Annotated in this window: 20 protein-coding genes and 1 pseudogene; 8 read left to right on the top strand and 13 right to left on the bottom strand. The window is 65.9% G+C overall.

The features are described from left to right. The first annotated feature begins 8 nt into the window (after positions 1-8). From RND78_RS15790 to RND78_RS15780, 3 genes are all read left to right on the top strand, one after another. The gene (locus RND78_RS15790) at positions 9-1,196 is read left to right on the top strand and encodes a benzoate/H(+) symporter BenE family transporter (RefSeq protein WP_312730103.1); all 1,188 of its coding nucleotides are present in this window, start codon (positions 9-11) and stop codon (positions 1,194-1,196) included. A 56-nt stretch (positions 1,197-1,252) separates the two neighbouring features. Then, positions 1,253-2,254, top strand: a complete 1,002-nt coding sequence (locus RND78_RS15785) for an NADP-dependent oxidoreductase (RefSeq protein WP_312730102.1) — start codon at positions 1,253-1,255, stop codon at positions 2,252-2,254. A gap of 223 nt (positions 2,255-2,477) precedes the next feature. Beyond that, positions 2,478-3,401 (top strand): GGDEF domain-containing protein, encoded by a 924-nt coding sequence (locus RND78_RS15780; RefSeq protein ID WP_312730100.1) that lies wholly within the window; start codon positions 2,478-2,480, stop codon positions 3,399-3,401. 31 nt (positions 3,402-3,432) lie between these two features. On the opposite strand, the gene rluB is transcribed toward RND78_RS15780, so the two are convergent. From rluB to zwf, 4 genes are all read right to left on the bottom strand, one after another. After that, positions 3,433-4,485 (bottom strand): 23S rRNA pseudouridine(2605) synthase RluB, encoded by a 1,053-nt coding sequence (rluB, locus tag RND78_RS15775; protein WP_312730099.1) that lies wholly within the window; start codon positions 4,483-4,485, stop codon positions 3,433-3,435. Positions 4,486-4,606: 121 nt separating this feature from the next. After that, positions 4,607-5,245, bottom strand: coding sequence for a bifunctional 4-hydroxy-2-oxoglutarate aldolase/2-dehydro-3-deoxy-phosphogluconate aldolase (locus tag RND78_RS15770; protein ID WP_312730097.1), 639 nt, complete (start codon positions 5,243-5,245; stop codon positions 4,607-4,609). 20 nt (positions 5,246-5,265) lie between these two features. Then, entirely contained in the window at positions 5,266-5,976 is a 711-nt protein-coding gene (pgl, locus tag RND78_RS15765; protein ID WP_312730096.1) for a 6-phosphogluconolactonase, read from the bottom strand. Then, positions 5,963-7,432 carry a glucose-6-phosphate dehydrogenase gene (gene zwf, locus RND78_RS15760; RefSeq protein WP_312730093.1) on the bottom strand — a complete coding sequence of 490 codons (1,470 nt, stop codon included), beginning with the start codon at positions 7,430-7,432 and terminating at the stop codon, positions 5,963-5,965. Before zwf ends, pgl begins: the two co-directional genes overlap by 14 nt. Positions 7,433-7,593: 161 nt before the next feature. On the opposite strand from zwf, the gene RND78_RS15755 reads away from it, so the two are divergent. After that, a complete protein-coding gene (locus tag RND78_RS15755) occupies positions 7,594-8,463 on the top strand; it encodes a MurR/RpiR family transcriptional regulator (protein WP_059229546.1) in 870 nt (289 codons plus the stop codon). A 38-nt stretch (positions 8,464-8,501) separates the two neighbouring features. Here the strand turns inward: RND78_RS15755 and RND78_RS15750 are convergent, their stop codons facing one another. The 8 genes and pseudogenes from RND78_RS15750 to RND78_RS15720 form a co-directional block, all read right to left on the bottom strand. Beyond that, complete coding sequence (locus RND78_RS15750) at positions 8,502-9,551, bottom strand: AI-2E family transporter (protein WP_312730092.1); 1,050 nt, start codon at positions 9,549-9,551, stop codon at positions 8,502-8,504. A gap of 123 nt (positions 9,552-9,674) precedes the next feature. After that, positions 9,675-10,430, bottom strand: coding sequence for a methyl-accepting chemotaxis protein (locus RND78_RS28305; RefSeq protein ID WP_409457061.1), 756 nt, complete (start codon positions 10,428-10,430; stop codon positions 9,675-9,677). Between the two features lie 102 nt (positions 10,431-10,532). Further along, positions 10,533-11,351, bottom strand: a pseudogene (locus tag RND78_RS28300) (cache domain-containing protein); the annotation flags it as partial. A 65-nt stretch (positions 11,352-11,416) separates the two neighbouring features. Beyond that, positions 11,417-12,763: a sensor histidine kinase gene (locus tag RND78_RS15740; protein ID WP_312730087.1), complete on the bottom strand. Its 1,347-nt coding sequence runs from the start codon at positions 12,761-12,763 to the stop codon at positions 11,417-11,419. Continuing rightward, a complete protein-coding gene (locus RND78_RS15735; protein WP_312730086.1) occupies positions 12,760-13,425 on the bottom strand; it encodes a response regulator transcription factor in 666 nt (221 codons plus the stop codon). Before RND78_RS15735 ends, RND78_RS15740 begins: the two co-directional genes overlap by 4 nt. Next, positions 13,426-13,782, bottom strand: a complete 357-nt coding sequence (locus RND78_RS15730) for a PepSY domain-containing protein (RefSeq protein WP_409457056.1) — start codon at positions 13,780-13,782, stop codon at positions 13,426-13,428. After that, positions 13,722-14,030 carry a PepSY domain-containing protein gene (locus RND78_RS15725; protein ID WP_312730081.1) on the bottom strand — a complete coding sequence of 103 codons (309 nt, stop codon included), beginning with the start codon at positions 14,028-14,030 and terminating at the stop codon, positions 13,722-13,724. Before RND78_RS15725 ends, RND78_RS15730 begins: the two co-directional genes overlap by 61 nt. A 76-nt stretch (positions 14,031-14,106) precedes the next feature. Next, the gene (locus tag RND78_RS15720) at positions 14,107-14,364 is read right to left on the bottom strand and encodes a DUF3253 domain-containing protein (protein ID WP_312730080.1); all 258 of its coding nucleotides are present in this window, start codon (positions 14,362-14,364) and stop codon (positions 14,107-14,109) included. Positions 14,365-14,454: 90 nt separating this feature from the next. On the opposite strand from RND78_RS15720, the gene RND78_RS15715 reads away from it, so the two are divergent. The 4 genes from RND78_RS15715 to RND78_RS15700 all read left to right on the top strand — a co-directional run bounded on the left by RND78_RS15715 (position 14,455) and on the right by RND78_RS15700 (position 18,335). Continuing rightward, the gene (locus RND78_RS15715; protein ID WP_312730079.1) at positions 14,455-15,552 is read left to right on the top strand and encodes a DNA topoisomerase IB; all 1,098 of its coding nucleotides are present in this window, start codon (positions 14,455-14,457) and stop codon (positions 15,550-15,552) included. A gap of 250 nt (positions 15,553-15,802) precedes the next feature. Further along, on the top strand, positions 15,803-16,537 hold the full coding sequence (aztA, locus tag RND78_RS15710) for a zinc ABC transporter ATP-binding protein AztA (RefSeq protein WP_409457055.1): 735 nt from the start codon (positions 15,803-15,805) through the stop codon (positions 16,535-16,537). Continuing rightward, positions 16,534-17,403, top strand: coding sequence for a metal ABC transporter permease (locus tag RND78_RS15705; protein WP_312730076.1), 870 nt, complete (start codon positions 16,534-16,536; stop codon positions 17,401-17,403). Before aztA ends, RND78_RS15705 begins: the two co-directional genes overlap by 4 nt. Positions 17,404-17,414: 11 nt before the next feature. After that, positions 17,415-18,335, top strand: a complete 921-nt coding sequence (locus RND78_RS15700; RefSeq protein ID WP_312730074.1) for a metal ABC transporter substrate-binding protein — start codon at positions 17,415-17,417, stop codon at positions 18,333-18,335. A gap of 163 nt (positions 18,336-18,498) precedes the next feature. Here the strand turns inward: RND78_RS15700 and RND78_RS15695 are convergent, their stop codons facing one another. Beyond that, on the bottom strand, positions 18,499-19,161 hold the full coding sequence (locus RND78_RS15695; RefSeq protein WP_409457060.1) for a vWA domain-containing protein: 663 nt from the start codon (positions 19,159-19,161) through the stop codon (positions 18,499-18,501). Position 19,162 lies beyond the last annotated feature (1 nt).

The following is a 19,162-nucleotide window of genomic DNA, read 5'->3' as shown; positions in this document are numbered from 1 at the left end:
GATCCACCATGGACGTCACCACGCACCGGCTCAGACCGCTGGCCGATACCTCTCCCGCGGCCATCGTGGCCGGCTTCGTCGCCATGCTGGTCGGCTACACCAGTTCCCTGGTGCTGATGTTCCAGGCCGGCCAGAACGCCGGCCTCAGCACCGGGCAGATTTCCTCCTGGATCTGGGCGCTGTCCATCGGCATGGCCCTGACCACCATCGGTCTGTCGCTGAAGTACCGGACGCCCATCGTCATCGCCTGGTCGACCCCAGGCGCGGCCCTGCTGGTCACCAGCCTGCCATCGGTGCCCTACAGCGACGCCATCGGCGCCTTCATCGTCTGCGCAGCCCTGCTGGCCCTGTGCGGCCTGACCGGCAGCGTCGACCGGCTCTTGCGCCGAGTACCGCCGGCCCTGGCCGCCGCCCTGCTGGCCGGGATACTCTTCCGCATCGGCATCGAGATCTGCGCGGCAGCCCAGCACCGGACCCTGCTGGTGCTGGGCATGGCGCTGAGCTACCTGGTGGCCAAGCGACTCTGGCCCCGCTACTGCGTCCTGGTGGCTCTGGTGACCGGCCTGCTGCTGGCGGCCAGCCTCGGCCTGTTGGACTTCAGTCAGCTGCGCCTGGAACTGGCGATCCCGGTCTGGACCGCCCCTACCTTCTCACTCACCGCCACCATCGGCATTGCCGTTCCCCTGTTCGTGGTGGCCATGGCCTCGCAGAACATGCCCGGCATCGCCGTACTGCGTACCGATGGCTACGCGGTGCCGGCCTCGCCGCTGATCGCCACGACCGGGATCGCCTCCCTACTGCTCGCCCCCTTCGGCTCCCATGGCATCAACCTGGCGGCCATCAGCGCAGCGATCTGCACCGGTCCCCAGGCCCACGAAGACGCCAGCAAGCGTTACACGGCAGCGGTCTGGTGCGGACTCTTCTATGGCATCGCCGGCCTCTTCGGCGCGACCCTGGCCGCCCTCTTCGCCTCGCTGCCCAGCGAACTGGTGATCTCGGTCGCGGCGCTGGCGTTGCTCGGCTCGATCATGAACGGCCTGCACGGCGCCCTGGCCGAACCCAGCCAGCGCGAGCCGGCCCTGATCACCTTCCTGGTGACGGCATCGGGCCTGACGCTGGCTGGGGTGGGGTCAGCCTTCTGGGGCCTGGTGGCGGGTCTGGTGGCCAGTTTGCTGCTCACCGCACGCCGCGCCTAGGAAACGAGTGGGCTCCTGATCGGTCGGAACTTGATCGTTCCCCACAGGAGACCACCATGTCCCGTACCAATCGCCAATTCCTGCTCGCCAAGCGCCCATCCGGCGAACCCACTGCGGAAACCTTCGAGCGCGTCGAACGGCCGGTAGGCGAGCCTGGCGCCGGTCAAGTGCTGATCAAGAACCTCTATCTGTCCCTCGATCCCGCCATGCGCGGCTGGATGAACGAGGGCAAGTCCTACATAAAGCCCATCGGCATCGGCGAGGTCATCCGGGCCTTGGGCGTGGGTGAGGTACTCGCCTCCCAGCATCCTGACTTCAAGCCGGGCGACACCGTCAATGGCATGCTGGGCATCCAGGATTACTACCTGGGCGAGCCCCAGGGTTTCTACCGGGTCGATCCCACCAAGGCCAGCCTGCCGCAGTATCTCTCGGTGCTGGGCATGACCGGCCTGACCGCCTATTTCGGCCTGCTGGAAGTGGGCGAGCCCAAGGCTGGCGAGACCATCGTGGTCTCCGGCGGGGCCGGCGCGGTCGGCAGCATGGTCGGCCAGATCGGCAAGCTCCAGGCCTGCCACGTGGTGGGCATCGCCGGTGGCGCCGAGAAGTGCCGCTACCTGATCGAGGAGCTGGGCTTCGATGCGGCCATCGACTACAAGGCCGAGCCGGACCTGGCCGCCGCCCTGCGCCGGGAATGCCCCAATGGCATCGACATCTATTTCGACAACGTCGGCGGTCCGACGCTGGATGCGGTGCTCGCCCAGATCAACTTCCGCGCTCGGGTAGTCCTGTGCGGCGCCATCAGCCAATACAACAGCGACAAGGTTCAGGGTCCGCAGAACTACCTGGCGCTGCTCAGCAATCGCGCGCGCATGGAAGGCTTCATCGTGCTGGACCATGCCGCACGTTACGCCGAAGCCCAGCAGCAACTGGCCACCTGGCTGGCGGATGGCCAGCTCAGGTCCCGTGAACATGTGGTGGAAGGCCTGGATACTTTCCCGCAGACGCTGATGAAGCTGTTCTCCGGCGAGAACTTCGGCAAACTGGTGTTGAAGGTCTAGCGCGGTGTTCCTGGGGTCATTGGTCAACTCCTGAAACAGCACCTGCAAACCGGGCGTCGGAAAGCTGTCGCAGATTCGACGAAAGACGCGCCGGTTTGCTATTTGGGTGTCAACTTACCAGCGGCGATTGGCCATCATTAGCACAAGTTATTGATTTTATTGGCCATAAGTGAATTGGCACAGTTCTCGCTGGAGAGGGATCATCGGCCAAGGAGAATCAGGCATGGTCCCGCCCTCATCCAACACCATCGATTTCGATCTCGCCCGCCAGCAACGTAATGCGAGCCCGGCGGCCCTCACTCGCGAAAGCGACCCCGAGGTCTTGCGCGCCCTGCGCCAACGGCTGACGACGGTGCTGCAGGCGTCGCTGGACCTGGACCGCGTGCTGCAGCTCTTCCAGCAGGAAGTCAGCGCTCTGGTGGACCTGCCCGGCCTGTCCTATCGCCATGCGCGGGAGGGCATCGACATCAGCCTGGGACTGGAAACCGGCCATCAGGTCCACTATCACCTGAGCCAGGGCGATATTTTCCTGGGTGATCTGAGCGTGTGTCGAAGTGAGCGCTTTCATGAAAGCGAACTCATGGCGCTGGAACTGCTGCTCGGCAGCCTGATGTTTCCCCTGCGCAACGCCCTGCTCTACCGCGAGGCGCTGAACAACGCCCTGCGTGATGCTCTCACTGGCGTAGGCAACCGCAGCGCCCTGGATCGCGCCCTGGTACGCGAACTGGAACTGGCGCGTCGGACGCAGCAGCCCCTGTCGCTGCTGATGCTCGACCTGGACCATTTCAAGCGCATCAACGACCGCTTCGGCCACGGCGTGGGTGACGATGTACTGCGACAGACTGCCCAGACCATCGCCAGCTGCCTGCGCAGTATGGACATGGTGTTCCGCTTCGGCGGCGAGGAGTTCTGCGTGCTGCTGTCAGCCACCTCCCACGAGGCGGCCCATACGGTGGCGGAGCGGCTGAGAGTGGCGGTCGAGACTCAGACCTCGCGTGAGGGCGCCATCCCCCTGTCGGTCACCCTGAGCATTGGCCTGGCGACCCTGCGTGACGTGGAGTCGGCGCGCTGCCTGCTGCAGCGCGCCGACAGCGCCCTGTACCAAGCCAAGGCCAGCGGCCGCAATCGCCTCTGCAGTCTGGCCTGAAGGTCACCTGCTGGGCAGGCGACCTCACTTCCTAGCGGCGACCCCCCTTGCCGGTACCACCACCACTCGGGCCGCGACGCGGCGCGATACCTGGCGAGGTGCGGCCCTTGCTCACCGGCTTGCGGCCGACTTCGCTGGGGCGCTCGGCCACGGCCGAACCCTGCGTCTTGCCGGCCTTGGTGGTCTTGTTACGCGAACCGCGACCCGCATCGATGGGCCGGGCGGTCTTGCGCTGCTGGCGCTCCAGTTTTTCCTTGGTCTTGCCGCCCATGGCCGGCAGGGCCACAGGGGGCAGGCCTACCTCGGCGGCGAGGATGTCGATTTCCGACTGGGTCATCTCGCGCCAGCGTCCGACCGGCAGATCGCTGGTCATGAACACGGGACCGAAGCGCACCCGCTTCAGGCGACTCACCAGGAGCCCCTGGGATTCCCACAGGCGGCGAACCTCACGATTACGGCCTTCCATCACCACGCAATGGAACCAGTGGTTGAAGCCGTCACCCTCGGGCGCTTGCTGGACGTCGGTGAAGCGTGCCGGACCGTCTTCGAGGATCACGCCATTCTTCAGGCGCAGCAGCATCTCCTCGGTGACCTCGCCACGGACCCGCACCGCATATTCGCGGTCCATCTGGTAGGACGGGTGCATCAGTCGGTTGGCCAGTTCGCCGTCGGTGGTGAACAACAACAGGCCGGTGGTGTTGATGTCCAGGCGACCGACGTTGATCCAGCGCCCCTGCTTGGGCTTGGGCAGGCGGTCGAAGACGGTAGGCCGGCCTTCGGGATCGTCGCGGGTGCAGATCTCGCCCTCGGGCTTGTTGTAGATCAGGACGCGGCGTACGACCTCTTCGGCTTGGTCGCGCTTGAGCAGGCGCCCGTCGACCGCGATGGCATCCTTGGGCATCACCCGCAGCCCCAGGGTGGCGACCACCCCGTTGACCTTGATCCGGCCTTCGCCGATCCAGGCTTCGACGTCACGGCGCGAGCCGACGCCCAGGCGCGACAATACCTTCTGCAGCTTTTCGCCAGCCGGCGCGGGGGCGGTCTCGTCGAGGGATTCTTTATCGGGGTTTCTATCGAGGGTCATCTGGCACCTCCCGGTGTAGTGGACGACAGGGGCGCCACGGAACGGGCGCCAGGAAAAAGACAGGGGCGCATGATAGCGCCCCTGGGTCCGCTAGCCTAGCGGGTGACGGCTGGCCGCAGCTTCAATCCAGCGTGGCCAGCGCCTCGCGACAGAGTTGCTCGACGCGGCCCCAGTCCTTGGCCTTCACCACATCGCCCGGCAGCATCCAGCTACCGCCCACGCACAGCAGATTGGACTGCTGGAAGTAATTCTTCACGTTGCCCGGGTTGACGCCGCCCGTGGGGCAGAACTTCAGCTCGGCGAAGGGACCGGCAAAGGCCTTGAGCGCGTCCACGCCGCCATAGACGTTGGCCGGAAACAGCTTGAAGCGACGGTACCCCAGGCGATAGGCCTGCATGATCTCCGACGGCGTGGCGATGCCCGGTAGCAGTGGAATGGGCGCTGATACCCCGGCCTGGAGGATTTCCTCGGTGGTGCCCGGGGTGACGATGAACTGGGCGCCCGCCTCGACCGCGGCATCGAACATCCGCACATCGAGCACGGTGCCTACGCCAACGTCCAGGTTCGGCCGCTCCTGGCGCAGCAGACGCACCGCATCGAGTCCGTGCGCGGATCTGAGGGTGATCTCCAGCGCGGTGAGGCCACCGGCCGCCATGGCGTCGGCGAACGGCAGCACGTCGGCAGGATCATTGATCACGATCACCGGCAGGATCCGGGCACGCGCGCACAGGGCATCTAGGGTCGCGATCTTGTTCTGCATGTCCACAAACTAACTCCTCGTCAGGGGCACCAATAGACGACCAGGGGTTCGCGCAGGAACGCCTTGATCGGAGTGGCCAACTCGTCGCCCTCGGCCAGAGCGGTTTCCAGTACCTGTCGCTTGCCTGCGCCCTGGATGGCGAGGATCTGCTGCCGCGCGCGGCTCAGGTAGGCACGGCTCAGGGTGATGCGGCGCTGCGGCGCGGAAGGCGCGACACCCGGGAAGCTCAGACGCTCGCTGGCCGGGTCCAGGGCCTCTTCCAGGCCAGGGCTGCCGGGGAACAGCGAGGCGGTATGGGCATCGTCACCCATACCCAGCACCAGGACATCCGGCGTGCCCAGGGCATCGCGCAGGCGCGCCTCGGTGAGGGCCATGCCCTCTTCTGGAGAATTCGCCGGGGTGTACAGCTCGACGAACTGCGCCGCTGCCGCAGGCCCCTGGAAGAGGTGCTTGCGCAGCAGACCGGCGTTGCTGTCCGGATCGTCACTGGGTACCCAGCGTTCATCCGCCAGGGTGACCGTCACCTTCGCCCAGTCCAGCTCAGCCTTGGCCAGCCGCTCCAGGAAGGGCACCGGACTGCGACCGCCGGAAACGATCAGCAGCGCCACGTTGCGCGCGGCCAGGGCCTCGCGTAACGCGGTAGTGACCGCCTCGGCCAGCGCCGCGGCATGGACCTCGCGGTCGGGTAATTCGCGCAGGGTCACACCCTGCCCCAGGTCAGATGTCGCCATACCAGGATCTCCCGTCTCGTGCGATCAGTGCGATGGAGGTCAGCGGACCCCAGCTACCCGCCGCATAGGACTTGGGCGAGTCGCCCATCTTCGACCAGCCGGCCAGCAGCTGGTCGCACCATTTCCAGGCCGCCTCGATCTCGTCCTTGCGGACGAACAGCGACTGGTTGCCCTGCATGACTTCCAGCAGCAACCGCTCGTAGGCGTCCGGGGTACGCAGGTGCTTGAAGGTCTCGGAGAAATTCAGCTGCAGCGGACCGCTGCGCAGTTGCATGCCCTTGCGCAGGCCCTGGTCCTTGCTCATCACCTGCAGCGAGATGCCTTCGTCCGGCTGGATGCGGATGATCAGGCGGTTGCTGATCAGGCTGCGCTGCTCGGGCGCGAAGATGTAGTGCGGTGGTTCCTTGAAGTGGATGACGATCTGCGACAGCTTCTGCGGCATGCGCTTGCCGGTACGCAGATAGAAAGGCACGCCGGACCAGCGCCAGTTGCGGATATCCGCGCGGATGGCGACGAAGGTCTCGGTACGGCTCTCGGTATTGGAATTGGGCTCCTCGAGATAGCCCGGGACCGGCTTGCCGTCGCTGTAGCCCGAAGTGTACTGACCGAGCACCACGCGGCTGGCGAGCTGGTCCGCGGTGATCGGCTCCAGGGCCTTGAGCACCTTGACCTTCTCGTCACGGATGCTGTCGGCCGAGAGGTCCGCCGGCGGGTCCATGGCGGTCAGGCAGAGCAGTTGCAGCAGGTGGTTCTGCACCATGTCGCGCAGCTGGCCGGCCTGGTCGAAATAGCCCCAGCGACCTTCGATGCCCACCTTCTCGGCCACGGTGATCTCCACGTGGGAGATGTAGTTCTGGTTCCACTGGGTCTCGAACAGGCTGTTGGCGAAGCGCAGCGCGATGAGGTTCTGCACCGTCTCCTTGCCCAGGTAGTGGTCGATGCGATAGACGCGGTCTTCCGGGAAGAAGCGCGCCACGGCGTCGTTCACCACCTTGGAAGACTCCAGGTCGTAGCCGATGGGCTTCTCCATCACCACCCGGGTACGCTCGCACAGACCGACGGCGGCCAGGTTCTCGCAGATGGCGCTGTAGACCAGGGCTGGCGTGGCAAAATAGGCGATCAGCGTCTCGGTATCACCCACATCCTCGGCGAGTCCCGTATAGTCTTCGCGGTTGCGGAAGTCGATGGCGCGATAGCCCAGACGGGCCTGCATCCGGGCGAAGACCGCCTCGTCCCAGTCCGCCTTGGGCACATAGTGGCGCAGACGCTCCGCGATGTGTTCGAGCTGCTTGACCCCGTCCCCCTGATCGCGCGCGAGCGCCATGATCCGGGTGTCGTCGTGCAGCAGACCTTCACGATCCAGCTGATACAAGGCAGGGAAAAGTTTACGCAGGGCCAGGTCGCCCAACGCGCCGAAGATTGCCAGGGTACAGGGTAGAACTCGGACGCCAGCCATAAATATTCGTTCTTTTACTTAAAGTTTGAGATATTCCGCGGCCATCATAGGGGATGCGGCGCGATTCGCGTAGTCTTAATATCAAAAAATGCGGCCCGACAATACCGGCCCAATCCTTTTATAGCCTTAGGATAGAGGCACAACAACCATTAGGAGTTCTCATGGATCGTGCCAGCACCCTGCTGCAAACCATCCAGACGCGCGTTGGCGAACTCAACCGTGCCGAACGCAAGGTCGCTGAAGTCATTCTGCAGAATCCGCGGCAGGCCACCCGCTACACCATCGCCGCCCTGGCCCAGGCAGCCCAGGTCAGCGAACCCACGGTGAACCGCTTCTGCCGGTCGCTAGGGGTGAGCGGCTATCCGGAGATGAAGATCCAGCTGGCCCAGAGCATCGCCAGCGGCGCCGTCTACGTCAGCCAGGCGGTAGAAGCCAACGACGAGCCCGAAGCCTACGCCGAAAAGATCTTCAGCAGCACCATCGCCTCGCTGGACAGCGCTCGCCAGCGGCTGGATGCCCGGACGGTGGATCGCGCGGTCGACCTGATGATCCAGGCCCGGCAGATCCATTTCTTCGGCCTGGGTGCCTCGGCACCGGTGGCGCTGGACGCCCAGCACAAGTTCTTCCGCTTCAACATGGCGGTTTCGGCACATTCGGACGTGCTGATGCAGAGGATGCTTGCCTCCATCGCCCGGACCGGCGAGCTGTTCGTGATCATCTCCTACACCGGCCGCACCCGCGAGCTGGTGGACGTGGCCAAGCTGGCACGGGACAACGGCGCATCGGTGCTCGGCCTCACCGCCAGCAACACCCCGCTGGCCAAGGTCTGCACCCACAGCCTGGACATCCCGCTCCCGGAAGACACCGACATCTACATGCCGATGACCTCGCGGATCATCCAGCTCACCGTGCTGGACATCCTGGCGACCGGGGTGACCTTGAAGCGCGGCGTGGATTTCCAGCCGCACCTGCGCAAGGTCAAGGAAAGCCTGGTCGCGACCCGCTATCCCTCGGAGCCCGACCAGGGCTGACGCCCACGGGCTCCGATCTTCCCGGAGCCCGCCAGTCGCTAAATGTCGTCGCGATGGCTGAACAGATCCCAGGTGGACATGAACAGCGCGGCGATCAGCGGGCCGATGACGAAGCCGTTCAGGCCGAACAGCGACATGCCGCCGATGGTGGAGATCAGCACCACGTAGTCGGGCATCTTGGTGTCCTTGCCGACCAGGATGGGGCGCAGCAGGTTGTCCACCAGGCCGATCACCACCACGGCGAAGACGATCAGGATCACGCCCTTGATGACCGCACCGGTGGCCAGGAAGTAGATCGCCACCGGCACCCAGATGAGCGCCGAGCCGACCGCGGGCAACAGCGACAGGAAGGCCATCAGGGTGCCCCAGAGCACCGCGCCCTGCACCCCCAGCACGCCGAGGATGAAACCGCCAAGGGCGCCCTGCACCACGGCCACGATGATGTTGCCCTTCACCGTAGCGCGCACCACGGCGGTGAACTTCGCCATCAGGCTGCGCTTGTGCATATCGCTCAGCGGAATGGCCTTGCGGATCAGCGCCACCAGTTGCGAGCCGTCGCGCAACAGGAAGAACAGCAGATAGAGCATCACGCCGAAGCCGATGAGGAACTGGAAGGTGCCCTGGCCGAAGCTGAAGGCCTGGGTGGCGACGAACTGGCTACCCTGCATCGCGCCATCGGAGAGCTTCTGGCGAATACCGTCGAGGTCACCGGCGCCGAAGCGCTCCAGCACGCTGCGCACCGAGTCCGGCAAGGCGCCCCAGATCTGCTGGTAGTACTGACCGAAGTTGAGCTGACCGCTGCTGATCTGCTGGTAGAGCAGCGAGCCTTCCTGCACCAGGGAGATGGCGATGAACACCACCGGCAGGATGACGATGAGCAGGATCACGAACAGCGTGCAGAGCGCGCCCAGGTTGCGTCTGTTGTTGAAGCGGCGGACGAACCAGCGCTGCAGCGGCGCGAACAGGATGGCGAGGATGGCGCCCCAGAAGACCGCACCCAGGAAGGGGGTGAGGATCCAGATGAAGGCGAGCGAGACCACCACCAGCAGGATCAGGAACGTTTTGTTTTCCAGCCGAGCACTTTTCATTGGCTTTCGCGATTCCAAACAAGGATGACGGGCCTTGCTTAGAGCCTCGGAAGCCGTTGGGTTCCCATGAGCGCCCCCAACTCGACCCGAAGAGGCGCGCCGGAGACCCCGGCGCGCCGCTGATCATACACGGAACTGGCGAACCAACCCGCCCAGACGCTCGCCCAGGCCGACCATGCCGGCAGTGCTCGCGGCGCCCTGCTGGGCGCCCTGGGCCATGCTGTCGACGGCCCCGGCGATGGTGTGGACGCTGCGATTGATTTCCTCGGCCACCGCCGTCTGCTCCTCGGCGGCGCTGGCGATCTGGGTGTTCATGGCGTTGATGGTGGCGATGAGTTCGCTGATGGATGCCAGCGCCGCGCCGGCCTGCTCGGCCTGGGCCGTGGTGGCCTCGCCCATGCCACCGGAACGCTCCATGGCGCCCACCGCGCGACCGGTCGCCTGCTGCAGGCGGTCGATCATGGCCTGGATCTCCTGGGTGCTCTGCTGGGTGCGGCTGGCCAGGGCGCGGACTTCGTCGGCCACCACGGCGAAACCGCGTCCCGCCTCGCCCGCCCGGGCGGCTTCGATGGCGGCATTGAGCGCCAGGAGGTTGGTCTGCTCGGCGATGGCACGGATCACGTCGAGCACGCCGACGATGGCGCCGACGTCCTGCTTCAGGCCGTCCAGGGAGACAGCGCTCTGGCGCACCTCCTCGACCAGGCCGTGGATGCGGGCGACGCTGGAGGCAACCACCTCGCGGGCCATGCGGCCCTGCTCCTCGGTCTGGCGGGTGGCCTCGGAGGCCTGCAGGGCACTGCGCGCCACCTCTTGGGCGGCGGCGGACATCTCATTGATGGCGGTAGCCACCTGGTCGGTCTCGTTGCGCTGGCGCTGCATGTCGCGATCGGTGCGCTGGGCTTGCTGGGCGACGTCGTCGAGCAGGGCGGTGAGCTGCCGGGTGATGTCGACGACCTGGACGATGGTGCCCTGGATGCGATCGACAAAGCGGTTGAAGGAGGCGGCGAGTTCACCGATCTCGTCGCGACCCGTGACCGGAAGACGGCGGGTCAGGTCGCCCTCCCCGGCAGCTATGTCGTCGAGATTCGCCCGGATCTGCGCCAGCGGTCGCAGCGTCCGGGTGGCGAAGAGTTGCGCGGCGATGCCGATCACCACCAGCAGCACCCCGGCGACGCCGAGGATCAGCCAGAGCTGGCTGCGGGTCCGCTGGGCGACCTGTTCGGCCACGGCGGCGACCTCGGCCTCGACACCGTCCAGGTTCACCGCGGAGCCGATCACCAGGTCCCATTTGGCCAGGTAGTCGGTGTAGGCCAGCTTGGGCACCAGGATGTCCTTGTTGCCAGGCAGCGACGAGCTGTAGCGGCTGAAGTGCGAGCCATCCTTGCCGACCCGGACCAATTCCTGGTTCAGGTAGACGCCATTGGGATCGCGATTGTCCTTGAAGCTCTTGCCGATGCCGGCCGGATCGTTGCCCTTGAACAGGCGCACCACGTTGGAATCGTAGCCGAAGATGTAGCCATCCTTGCCGTAGGCGATGGCCGACAGCAGGCGAATGGCTTCCTTGCGCGCCTCGGAATCCCCCGGGGCGGCGCTGTCGTACAGCGGCTTGACCACGGTCATGGCCGCTTCCACGGTGTTCTGCAGGGCGCTGCGGCTCTGCGCCATCAGCCGCTCGCGGGCTTCGCCGACGTCCCTGGCCGCCTGTTCGTGCAGCACCCAGTAGGACAGGCCACCCAGGACGATGGTGAAGAGGCAGACGGGCAGGATCGCCAACAGGGTGACTTTCAATTTCAGGCTCATGGGTTCTCCTTGGCAACAAGAGCTGTGCGGTTATCGACCGTACAAGGCCGAACTTGACCAAGAAGTCACCTGGCTGGCTGGTACTGCCTGCCTCCCGGTGGCGACGGCAAGTGGATGACCACTGCCAGCCCGCCCAGGGCCGACGGCTCCAGTGCCAGGGTGCCACCACAGCTGTCGACGATATCCCTGGCGATGCCCAGGCCGAGCCCGTGGCCGGCGACGCCTTCGTCCAGGCGGGTTCCCCGATTCAGGATGGCTTCGCGTTCGCCTTCCGGCACACCTCGCCCATCGTCCTCGATGCGGATGAAATAGCCCCCGGCTCCGTGGACGATTTCCAGGCGTACCTGCCGATGCGCCCATTTGCCGGCGTTGTCCAGCAAGGTGCCGAACAGCTCCAGCAGATCCTCGCGGTCCCACGGCAGGCGCAGGCGCTCGGGGAGCCGGCAGTCGAACACCAGGTGCTCGCCATGCAGGCGCCGGAGCAGTACGCAGAGCTCGCGCAACTCCGCTACGTCCAGGTGCGCTCCCGGCAGCGCCTCGCCGGCCAGCCGCGCCCGGCGCAGTTCCCGCTCCAGCCGTTCACGGATGCGCGCCAGTTGCTCGCGCAACGTGTCGCGTTGCTCCGGCAGGGCCTGCAGCTCAGGCCGCTCGGCCAGGCTGGTGAGCACCGCCAGGGGCGTCTTCAGGGCGTGGCCCAGGTTGCCGATGCCATGGCGCGCGCGCTTCAGGCCCTCCTCGGTGTGGCGCAACAGGGCGTTCATCTCCGCCACCAGTGGTGCGAGCTCGGCAGGTACCGCGGCGTCCAGCGCCGAGCGTCGGCCCTGATGCAGCTGGGCGATCTGGTCGCGCACCTGCTCCAAAGGCCACAGCGCGCGGCGCACGATCAGGCGCTGCAGCAAGAGCAGCAGCACCAGGGTGGCCAATCCCAGCGCGGCGCCCAAACCGAGGATGCGAGTAAGGCTCGCCAGCAACGGGTTATAGTCGTCGGCGACCGTGACTCTTACCTGCTGGCCATAACGCTGGTAATCAGCGCGATAGGCCAGCAGGCGCTGCTCGCTGGGTCCGTCGACGAGCGTGTCACTCAGCCCGGCGGTGGGCGGCGCTTCGAGTTGGGCGTCCCACAGGGAGCGCGAACGCCAGCGGATGTCCAGCGCGGGAATCTCGATCAGGAAATAGCGGCCCGACAGGGGCCGCGTGTAGAGACTGCCCAGCCGGCCTTCGTCCAGCTGCAGGCCATGGGGTCCGCGCACCAGCGCGGCGAGCAGGTTTTCCGTCTCGCTGCGCAGGCCGGTTTCCAGGTAGCGACGCAAGGCGTGGTCCACCAGCCAGGCGCCACCCACCACCAGCACCAGACCGGCGACCAGCAGGACGACGACCAGGCCGACCCGCAGGTGGGTCTGGATGGACCTCAATCGACACCGCCCAGGCGATAGCCCTGGCCGCGGCGCGTCTCTATGACGTCCCGCCCGAGCTTGCGCCGCAAGTGGTTAACGTGTACCTCGATGACATTGGAGTCGCGCTCGCTTTCACCATCGTAGAGGTGATCGTTCAGGCGAGTCTTGGACAGGATCTGTCCTGGATGGAGCAGGAAACAACGTAGCAGTCGGAATTCCGCGGCGCTGAGGGCGATGGTCTCGCTGCCACGAACCACGCATTGGCGCGCTTCGTCCAGCGCCAGCCCGGCTGCCTGCAGTAGCGGCTGGTTGGCCATGCCGCGAACGCGGCGCAACAGGGCGGCGATGCGCAGCCCCAGCTCCTCCGGATGGAAAGGCTTGGTCAGGTAGTCGTCGGCGCCCGCCTTGAGTCCTTCGATGCGCTCCGCCCAGCTGTCGCGGGCAGTGAGGATGAGTACGGGCGTCGCCAGGGCGGCGTCGCGCCACTCGCACAGCACCTCGAGACCCGGTCGCCCCGGCAGGCCGAGGTCGAGCACGATGAGGTCGTAGGGTTCCTGAGCGCCCTGCCAGGCGGCGTCGCGGCCGTCGGCGAGCCAGTCGATGGCATAGCCCTGGCGGGTCAGAAAGGCCGAGAGCTCGTCAGCCAGGGCTACATCGTCTTCCACCAACAACAGGCGCATCTAGTCGTCCACCTCATCCTTCATGATGGCGCCATCCATGGCACCGATTTCCAGTTCGCGGACCCCGTCACCGACGAGAATCTCGATCTCGTAGCGATACTGGCCGTCTTCTTCTTCCAGCTCGGCCTCCAGCAGCCGGGCGTTCGGATAGCGTTCGTTGACGCGCTGCAACAGGGTTTCCAGGGGTCTGATCACCCCCTCCTTGCGCAGCTTTAGGGCCTCGTCCTGGTCCAGGTCACGGGCCTGGACCAGGGGGGCGGCGGCGCCGAGCAGGATCAACCCGACGAGTGCGAGACTCAGTCGTCGCGCTGGTCTTTCAAGACTTCGCCGGTGGTGGCGTCGAGTTCCAGATCCCATTTCACACCTTTGGGGTCACGCAATTCCAGTTGGTAGATGTAGCGGCCGTACTCTTCTTCCAGCTCGGTTTCATGGGTCGTGGAGCCCGGATGCTTGGCGATGGCGGCCTGGTTGAGCACCTCGAAGCTCTTGATCTTGCCGCTGTCGCGCAGCTTGAGGGCTTCATCGGGGCCGAGGTCGCGGGCCTGGGCGATGCCCACGCCGGTGAGCAGGATGGCGGCAGTCGTCAGGGCGGTCAGCTTTTTCATGTCGATTATCTCTCTGGTTGCTGTTCGTTCTGAGGCCAGAGTAGCGACGCGCCATTAATCGAAACTTAAACGCCGCTTAAGCCAAGCTTAAGCGGATCGGTCCATGCCAGGGCGCTTCCGGGCTCAGGATGTCCCCCTTCTGGGTCACGCTCAGCAGACCCTGACGCGCCAACTCGCGGGCGACTTGGCGCAGTGGCTCCATGAGTGGTCGCCAGTCCGTCGCCAGCTCGCGTGCCACCTCGGAAGGGCAGAAGGTCATACCAGGACGACGCGCCCGGGCCTTCGCCAGCAAGGCATGGCGCAACTGTGCGTCGGTCGGCTTGAGCGCTGTCATGAGAACCCGGTCCCGTCTCCTGGAGTCCATCGTTTCGACCAGTAAATCGTCGGTGCAGTCATGACCTCTCGCTCGAAAACCTCAAAAATCATGCAACGCCTCGCCCAGACCGATCTGCCCATCCCCGCCGATGAGCGAGATGATACTGGCACCGCCCTCTGCACGCCGCTGCCACCGGACCTCAATTACGTCGACGATGCCCAGCCCGGCCTCAGTCGGCGCAAGCTGCGTGGTAAATGGGCCTACTTCACCCCGGACGGCGAACGTGTGCACGACCAGGCCGAGGTGGAGCGCATCAACAAACTGGCGATTCCGCCGGCCTATACCGACGTCTGGATCTGCGCGGACCCGAACGGCCACCTGCAGGCCACCGGCCGCGATGCCCGCGGACGCAAGCAATATCGTTACCATCCACGCTGGCGCGAGATTCGCGATACCGACAAGTACGAGCGGATGCTCGCCTTCGGCCAGGCGCTGCCCAAACTGCGCCAACGGGTGGAAGAAGACCTGAGTCGGCGCGGCCTGTGCCGCGAGAAGATCATGGCCACGGTGATCAGCCTGCTGGACGCCACCCTGATCCGCGTCGGCAATGCCCAGTACGCCAAGAGTAACAAGTCCTACGGCCTCACCACCTTGCGCAACCGCCACGCCGAGGTGCACGGCAATACCATCGCCTTCCATTTTCGCGGCAAGAGCGGCGTGGAGCACGACGTCAAGGTCAGCGATCCGCGCCTGGCGCGTACCGTGAAGAAATGCCTGGAGCTGAAAGGTCAGCACCTGTTCCAATACGTGGACGCCGAGGGCGAGCGGCACACGGTGACCTCCTCCGACGTCAACGCCTACCTGCACGAACTCACTGGCGCGGACTTCACCGCCAAGGACTACCGCACCTGGGCCGGCAGCGCCCTGGCCCTGGAAGCCCTGCGCGAGTTGCGCTGCGAATCCCAGACCGAAGCCAAGAAGGAGCTGGTGGACATGGTCAAGGCGGTGTCGCGGACCCTGGGCAATACCCCGGCGGTGTGCCGCAAGTGCTACATCCATCCCGGCGTGCTGGACGCCTTCCTCGCCGGCGATCTCTGCACCCTGCCCCGGCCGCGCAAGCGGAAAGGGCTGAAGGAGGAAGAGGTGCTGCTGCTCAACTTCCTGCAACGGCTGGAGCAGCGCGTCGCGGAAACCGAAGCGGCCTAGAGGTGGCGGGCGGCGCATTCCTGGCACGTCACGATCGCGATCGCCTGGCAGAGGGTCCATGACCTCAATCTCAACGATCTGGATGACGGAGGCTAAACGTTATGTTATAACTTTTGCGATCTAGCGAAGGCTTTCCTATGTCGTCCAAACCTCCCTCCCTCCTGCTGCTTTCCGTTCCCACCCGCCTGCTGCTGGCATGCGTGCCACTGGCAGCACTCTGGCTAGCCGTGCGCTGGGCAGTAGCCCTGCCGTGAGCGCCGCCATCGAGTTGCGGGACCTGACCCTGGCCTATCAACGCCATCCCGCCATCCACCATCTGAGCGGTCGCTTCGCCGCGGGCAGTCTTACCGCCATCGTCGGTCCCAACGGCGCTGGCAAGTCGACGCTGCTCAAGGCCATCGCCGGCACCTTGCGCCCGGTCAGTGGCCGGGTCGATCGCGCCGTGCCGCAGCGCCGCCTGGGCTATCTGCCTCAAGCCGCGGAGATCGACCGGAGCTTTCCCCTGAGCGTGCTCGAAACCGTGATACTGGGTGCCTGGCGTGGCCTGGGTCTCTGGCGTGGCGTCACCGCCGCCCAGCGCCAGGAAGCGCGTCAGGCGCTACAGGCCGTAGGGCTGGAGGGGCTGGAGGAGCGTCTGGTAGGCACCTTGTCCTCCGGGCAATTCCAGCGCGTGCTGTTCGCTCGCCTGCTGCTGCAGGACGCCCCGGTACTGCTGCTGGACGAGCCCTTCACTGCCATCGATGCCCGTACCACCGCCGATCTGCTGACCATTGTTCGCCGCTGGCATGGCCAGGGCCGTACGGTGATCGCCGTGCTGCACGACCTGGAGCAGGTCCGCGAGCACTTCCCTGAAACGCTGCTACTGGCGCGCGAGGCCATCGCCTGGGGCGAGACCCGGCAGGTGCTGGTCCCCGACAATCTGGCCAAGGCGCGTAACCTTGCCGAGCACTGGGACGCCAATGCGGCGGTGTGTGAACGCGCATGACGCTCTATCAACTGCTGTTCGAACCCTTCGTGGAATTCGGCTTCATGCGCCGTGCCCTGGTCGCTTGCCTGGCCCTGGCCCTGGGCGCTGGCCCGGTAGGCGTGCTGCTGATGCTGCGCCGCATGAGCCTGGTCGGCGATGCCATGAGTCATGCCGTGCTGCCAGGCGCCGCGCTGGGCTTCATGGTCGCCGGCCTGTCGCTGCCGGCCATGGGCATCGGTGGCATGCTCGCCGGCCTGCTGGTGGCGGGATTGGCTGGCCTGGTCAGCCGTTTCACCAGCCAGCGCGAGGACGCCAGCTTCGCCAGCTTCTACCTGATCTCCCTGGCCGCCGGGGTCCTGATCGTCTCGGCCCATGGCTCCAGTGTGGATCTGCTGCACGTGCTGTTCGGTACCATCCTGGCCATCGACGCCACGGCGCTGTACCTGGTCGCCGGCATCGCCAGCCTGTCGCTGGTGGTCCTGGCGGTGATCTATCGGCCGCTGGCGCTGGAGTGCTTCGATCCGGGCTTCCTGCGCGCCGTGGGTGGCCGCGGCTCGCTCTACCACCTGCTGTTCCTGCTGCTGGTGGTGCTCAACCTGGTGGCCGGCTTCCAGGCCCTGGGCACCCTGATGGCAGTCGGTCTGATGATGCTCCCGGCCACCGCCGCGCGCTTCTGGGCCCACAGCCTACCCGGACTGATGGCAGTGGCCAGTGTGATCGCCAGTCTGAGCGGCCTGGTGGGCCTGGTGCTGTCCTACCACCTCGGTTACGCCTCGGGGCCGGCCATCGTGCTCACCGCGGGTGCCTGCTACCTCTTCTCCCTGGTGTTCGGTCGTCTCGGCCTGTATCGGCGGCTGCGTCCGCGCCCTCATCTCACCCACTGAAAGGAGTCGTCATGAAATCCCTGTTCTCGCTGGGCGCCGCCCTGTTGTTCGTGGTGGCCGGCCAAGCCCAGGCTGCGCCGGTCAAGGCGGTCGCCACCTTCACCGTGATCGCCGATGTGGTCAAGCAGGTCGGTGGCGATCACGTGCAGGTCACTTCGCTGGTCGGACCCAACGGTGATCCCCATGCCTATGAGCCGACGCCTGCCGATGCCCAGGCACTCAAGCAGGCCGATGTGGTGTTCATGAGCGGCCTGCACCTGGAAGGCTGGATGGATCGTCTGATCAAGGCGTCCGGCCAAGCTCGCCCGCCGGTGGTGCTCAGCGAAGGCGTCAAGACTCGCGAGATGGCCGACGACGAGGACGAGCACGGTCATGACGACCACGGACATGACCATGGCGGTCTCGACCCTCATGTCTGGAACAGCCCGCTGAACGTCATCGTCTACACCCGCAACGTGGTGAAAGCGCTGTCGGACGTCGATCCAGCTGACGCTGCCCTGTTCAAGGCCAACGGCGATCGTTACATCGCTCAGTTGGAGGCGCTGGACCGCTACGCTCGCGAGCAGATCGGCCAGATTCCCCAGGCACGCCGCAAGGTACTGACCTCCCATGACGCTTTCGGCTACTTCGCCGATGCCTATGGCGTGACCTTCATCTCGCCGCTGGGCCTGTCGACGGAAGCCGAGGCCTCGGCCCAGGACGTGGCCAAGCTGATCCGCCAGATCAAGCAGGAGCACGTGGCGGCCTACTTCTTCGAGAATTCCAATGATCCGCGCCTGGTGCAGCAGATCGCCAAGGCCAGCGGCGCCCAGCCGGGCGGCGAACTCTACGTCGAGTCCCTGTCCCCGGCGGATGGCCCGGCGCCCACCTACGCCGCGATGTTCCGCTACAACGTGGATACGCTCGTCAAGGCGATGAAAGCAGGGCATTGATGGGACGTTGCCACGAGTCGTCCGGCTTGGCCGGCTCGCGGGCTGAGCGCGGCGAGTCCAACGAGTCCTGCCCCCAACCCTCTCCCGCCGGGAGAGGGAGCATTCAGCCACCTGCCGTCCCTAACCTCGTAAGTTGGGCTGCGCGGCGAAGCCCAACTGTCGGCTAGACCTCCGACACCTCTTCCAGGTGCCGGTATTGCGCGCCGAGAAGACGGGCAAGCGCCGCCGCACGGCCCAGGCGCAGCGGTCCCAGCTCGATATCCAATACCTGGGTAGGACAGTCCGGTCCGGTCAGCCCTGCCAAGTCGCGCAGGCGCCCATCGGTGACCAACAGCAAATGATACTCCTCACCGGGATGCCGCCGCCGACGGCTCTGCAGCCACACCTCGGCTTCCGCCAGGCCGGCCAGCAACGGCGTGCCACCGCCCGCTCCCAGCTGGTCCAGCCACGCCTGCAGCGCCTGGCCACTGCGCTGCCCCTGGAAGGACCACGCGGGTCGCTCCCCTGCCGCCTGCAGCACCGCGACCTTCACCCGTTGGCGATAGGCCTGCTCGAACCAGTCGGCCAGCAAGCCCTTGGCTTGAGCTAGCGCGCCATGGCGACGGGTAGAGGCGGAATGATCGAGGATCACCAGCCAGAGCTGGGCGGGACGTCGGCTGCGCGGCTGACGCACGAGATCGCTGGCGCGCCGAGGACGGCCCTGCAACAACGTCGGCAACCAGGCGATGGCGCCCTCAGCACCAAGCGAGCGGGCCCCCTGTCGCCCCCCCGCAGATTGGCCTACCCCGATCCGGGCATCACGATCCGGGGTGCGGGGGGATCGGATG

Source organism: Pseudomonas oryzihabitans (assembly GCF_032027545.1).
In the GTDB taxonomy this organism is placed as follows: domain Bacteria; phylum Pseudomonadota; class Gammaproteobacteria; order Pseudomonadales; family Pseudomonadaceae; genus Chryseomonas; species Chryseomonas oryzihabitans_F.
The sequence above is the reverse complement of the archived record's forward strand: the minus strand, read 5'-3'. Positions and strand labels throughout refer to the sequence as shown.